Source organism: Photobacterium sanguinicancri, assembly GCF_002265265.1.
GTDB classification, from domain to species: Bacteria; Pseudomonadota; Gammaproteobacteria; order Enterobacterales; family Vibrionaceae; genus Photobacterium; species Photobacterium sanguinicancri.
Map to the genome: position 1 here is coordinate 1 of NZ_NOIF01000269.1, position 4508 is coordinate 4508.

Consider the following 4508-nt stretch of genomic DNA (forward strand, 5'->3'; position numbering starts at 1 on the left):
ATATGTAAAAAATTTAATTTTGAAGGCGGCAGCAGACAAGATAAAAAGAGAAGAAGCTAAAAAAAAGAAGGTGAAAAATGAGCAATAAATCATGTTGTTTTTTTATTTTGCCAATATCGTTCATAGCCATGCTTTCAATTAGTGCGTGTAATGCAATTGAAAAAATACCTGTATCATTGGCTGATGGCCTAACTTTACCTGAGCTTTTATCTTCCAATGTGGAGTTAATTAATGTAGATGAATTATCGACGTTAATAAAAGAACCTTGGTATTCTGAAATAGTAGTTAGGACAAATGGCGGGCATGAGTTAAGTTTATCTTCTTGTGATGACTATTTTATAGGCTCATCTCCTGAAGCACTAACAGTAAAACCATATGAGATGAATGCTTATCTTGAGCTAAAGGTTATGTGTGAAGCATCAAGGTTAATGTTAAGTGCAAAACCATCGAAGTTAAGCTATTTACCTATTCCTATATTAAAAGAAAGTTCGCCTGACTTTTGGCCGAAGCCATTATCTTTTATAACTTCATCAGCAGAGTCGAAACGAAGTAATCAAAACCCAGAGTTAAAGTATTGGTCTGATGTTACACCTATTACGAGTTTCAAAAAAAACTCTGAGTCAAGCTTTACGTATTATCACATTGGCGGATATCAAGAGGTTGGTATTATTGGTAGAGGAGACCTCAATAATGATGAAATTGAGGATTTGATTGTTGTAATTCGTGATCATGTATCAAATGGTAGTTACTTTAATATGCGCTTACTGGTTTTAAGCGTTGATAATCAGCAACGTTGGTCACTGATCTCAGAACATTAAGCATTCAATACATATGAGCCTTCGGGCCTCAAGCGGCAAAGTGGATCCTATCGACCGTGTTAGCGGTTGACAGTCGACTAACAAGCGCGTCCTCTTCGCTAGTCAGAATGGCCTTCAAGTGCACTGAGGCCATGAGCGATTAGAGTCTCTTTTTGTGAATGCTAGGGCATTGATTTTCTTGCGGCTCGTGTAGAATTTGGATATCACGCATCTTGCTTTCAATCTTTTGTGTTTATGGTGAATTCATTAGATCAAAAGGTAAGGTGCGTGTCTACTTATTGAACTACAAAGGTATTTTTTGGGGATTCGTAAGTGACAGACGTTAGGTGCTATCAGTATATTGAGGAACAGTAATGGAGCAGTTTTCAAAAAAACTTTCGGTGGAAGACTTCTTAGAGGTTACGGGTTATCCCATTTTTGACCGAATTAAGCAGCTAGTAGATTGTTTAGAGGTAAAGTATATACGCTGTTGGTCAACTGATGCTGTTACCACTGCAGAAATTCACATCAGTCACCCAGTAGCCAAGCACATTACTATCGGTACAGGAAAACACTATAGTGGTAGAACTCGAGTCGCAATAAGCCTAAAAGAAACGAGTTTATTTGAGAAGCTTTATGGAAAATTACCTCGAGAAAGCTCTTCAACTTACGTTAAATATAACGATGAAGGGTTTGAAATGCTCCAGCATATCGCTGGGAATTGGGAAAAAGTGCTCTCTCAGGGTGATGAAGATCTAATTAATACTATAAGCGTGGTTACCGGTAGCAAGGATTATACAGAGTATGAGAAAAGTGCGCTGACTAAACAAAGAATTGGACACAGTACATATGCTAAGAAAGTAAAGGCTTGCGCTGGTAACAGGTGCCTTATTAATTCCAACATTAGTCGAAATTTAATAGCGTCTCATATCAAGCCTTGGGCAGATTCTGAAAACCATGAAAAAGTGGATATTGCAAACGGTCTATGTCTATCTCCTAACTATGATGGCTTATTTGAGGATGGAATAATAAGCTTTAATGATGATGGTAATATAATTATTAATGGCTTATCCAGATGTGAAATGAAGGCTTATGGGCTCACTGGTAAAGAAATAATTACAGTTAATAAACCACAAATTAAGTATCTTTCCTGGCATCGAAAACATAGGCTTAAGAGTTAATATAATAAGAACGCACATGACACATATGAGCCTTCGGGCGTCAAGCGGCAGGTGGATCCTATCGACCGCGTTAGTGGTCGACTAAAAGTAGATTAACAAGCGCATCCTCTTCGTGAGTCAGAATGGCCTTCAAGTTACGCTTGCGGCAAACACATATTTAGGATCTCTTACGCAGTCTCAACTGCTGCCTGTTTAGTTGCATTCCATTGCGGTGAAACAGGGTCGCTAGACATTTATCGGGTAACCCACATCTGGCACTATTCAAAGAGTGATGGTTACGACATTCGTTCCAGTTGATTTCAGGCTCAGTGCGGGTGCAAACGTTCGCTTTGAGCATTGCATCATGACGCCGAATTTTCATTCGGCGACGTAATAAGTCACGTGTAGCACGCATTGATTTAGGGTAATGATAGGCGACAGGGAATGTATCCCCACGAAGTAGTTTGGCTATTTTAAAGGAATCAATTTAGTCGGTTTTAGCTTTACCGCCGTGAATTACTTTCATGTACAAAGCATGTCCGAGAATAATGTCGACCGCATTGTCTTCGCACCAGTCGGCTACCAATACCAGCAATGCATACATTCAACGCCGACAATAATATTTCCGATATAGGGTTCAAGAATTCTCATTAAATGTTCAGGTGAGGCTTTAATCTCTTGATGGATACATATTTCACCATCATGGTTGATGATGCAGACATATAAAGAAACGGGCATGGAGATCTATCCCGCAGTAATAAGGGTGGTTCTTCGTATAGAATTGCATATGAGTCTTCTCCGTTTTTTGGTTTAGTCGCCTTCCAGCATACTCCTTTGGGGCATGTTGTCGGAGAAGGCTCAATAAGTATCAAAGCAATCAAGGTGATGCGTTACACTCGGCGGTTTTGGTACGGAGTTCGGTGTGCTTTGCTAGCTCCGAGGGGCACACCTTATTGCAGGCGTTACCCGACTTGGTTGAGTTTTTTTTGCTTACCTAACTCCGCTGTTGCTGTGAGTTGGTCAATTCCAGATAAACTCGTATGCAGTTAGAATCGTTAGTCGTTCATAGCGGCTTCTTATTTTTAAACGTCTCAATGATTTGCGTGAATATTCACTGGTAACCGCGCCAACTTCTTTATTTGTTTTAACCATGGTTCGGCCGTGGCGGTTGATGCTCTACGTACTCCCAGTTCTTAAATTTCTCAGCCATTACCGCACCATTTTCGAGGAATGCCGCTTTCAATATTGAGGTCGGTGCGTTGGTAGGGAAGTGGTTACATTTTGGTGGTTGCCGAAAGCAGTAAAATTGTGGGCGATGTTCGCGGCTTTAGTTTTGGCTGCCTTTTTATCAATTTTATCGCAAATGTAAGGTGTGGCTTCACTAGGTAAACCATAGTGCTAACTTCATCGTAGCCGCTATTTTGTGGGTAAACGCGCAGTAATTTTCGTGGTTATAGTTTTGAATTTGTCAGCCTTGAGTGGGGTGTTTGCCGCGCTTAATCAGCGCAGTTTTTAGTTGCACTTCATCATGGCAGGCAAGCTGCTTAACCCAAGTCAAACGGCCGGGTAACAAGGGCATTAAGGTGACGCCTGACACTCGGCGGTTTTGGTTTGAAGTGTATTTGGTTTTGTAAGTTCAGCGTTGGCGCACCTTATGCCAAGGCGTTACCCGACTTGGTTGAGTTCTTTTTGTGTACTTAACTCCGCAGTCGCTGTGAATTGGTCAATTCCAGATAAATTCGTATGCAGTAAGAATCGTTCATTGTTTATAGCGGCTTCTTATTTTTAAACGTCTCAACGACTTGCGTGAATGTTTGCTGGTAACCGCGCCAACTTCTGTATTTGGCTCTAACCATGGTTCGGCCGTGGCGGTTGATGCTCCGCGTGCTCACCAGTTCTTAAATTTCTCAGCTATTGCCGCACCATTTTCGAGGATAGCCGCTTTCAATATTGTGGTCGGTGCGCTGGCAGGGAAGTGGTTACATTTTGGTGGTTGCCGAAAGAAATAGAATTGTGGGTGTTGTTCGCGGCTTTAGTTTGGGCTGCGTTGTTATCAATTTCATCGTAAATGTAAGGTGCGGCTTCACTAGGTAAACCGTAGTGCTAACTTTATCGTAGCCGCTATTTTGTGGGTAAACGCGCAGTAATTTTCGTGGTTATAGTTTTGAATTTGTCTGCCTTGAGTTGGGTGTTTGTCGCGCTTAATAAGCGCCGTTTTTAATTGCATTTCATCATGGCAGGCAAGCTGCTTTAGCCAAGTCAAACGGCCGGGTAACAAAGGCATTAAGGTGACGCTTAACACTCGGCGGTTTTGGTTTGAAGTGTATTTGGTTTTGTAAGTTCAGCGTTGGCGCACCTTATGCCAAGGCGTTATATTCTCGGATTAGCTTTTGTATTACATAAGGACGTTCAATTGAAAAAAAGATTACCACCGTGGTTTGAAGCGGATCTAGACATTTCGCCAACTCAGTTTGAAAAACAGGTTACTTTATGGCTTTCAAGTTTAAACCATGAGGTAAAAGATATTACTGTTGAACATGATAAAAAAATA

At 41.1% G+C, this 4508-nt stretch carries 3 protein-coding genes and 1 pseudogene; 3 read left to right on the plus strand and 1 reads right to left on the minus strand.

The features are described from left to right. The first annotated feature begins 77 nt into the window (after positions 1–77). Positions 78–818 (plus strand): hypothetical protein, encoded by a 741-nt coding sequence (locus ASV53_RS22835; RefSeq protein WP_094958819.1) that lies wholly within the window; start codon positions 78–80, stop codon positions 816–818. A 353-nt stretch (positions 819–1171) separates the two neighbouring features. Then, entirely contained in the window at positions 1172–1978 is an 807-nt protein-coding gene (locus ASV53_RS22840; RefSeq protein ID WP_094958820.1) for an HNH endonuclease, read from the plus strand. Between the two features lie 319 nt (positions 1979–2297). Here ASV53_RS22840 and ASV53_RS26075 read toward each other — a convergent pair. Next, positions 2298–2744 (minus strand): annotated as a pseudogene (locus ASV53_RS26075) (IS110 family transposase); the annotation flags it as partial. A 1027-nt stretch (positions 2745–3771) separates the two neighbouring features. Here ASV53_RS26075 and ASV53_RS22845 point away from each other — a divergent pair. Then, on the plus strand, positions 3772–3966 hold the full coding sequence (locus ASV53_RS22845) for a hypothetical protein (protein ID WP_141226298.1): 195 nt from the start codon (positions 3772–3774) through the stop codon (positions 3964–3966). Positions 3967–4508: the final 542 nt, after the last annotated feature.

Coding starts and splice junctions, on each gene's coding strand:
- ASV53_RS22835 (WP_094958819.1), top strand. CDS start 78: ATGAGCAATAAATCATGTTGTTTTTTTATTTTGCCAATATCGTTCATA.
- ASV53_RS22840 (WP_094958820.1), top strand. CDS start 1,172: ATGGAGCAGTTTTCAAAAAAACTTTCGGTGGAAGACTTCTTAGAGGTT.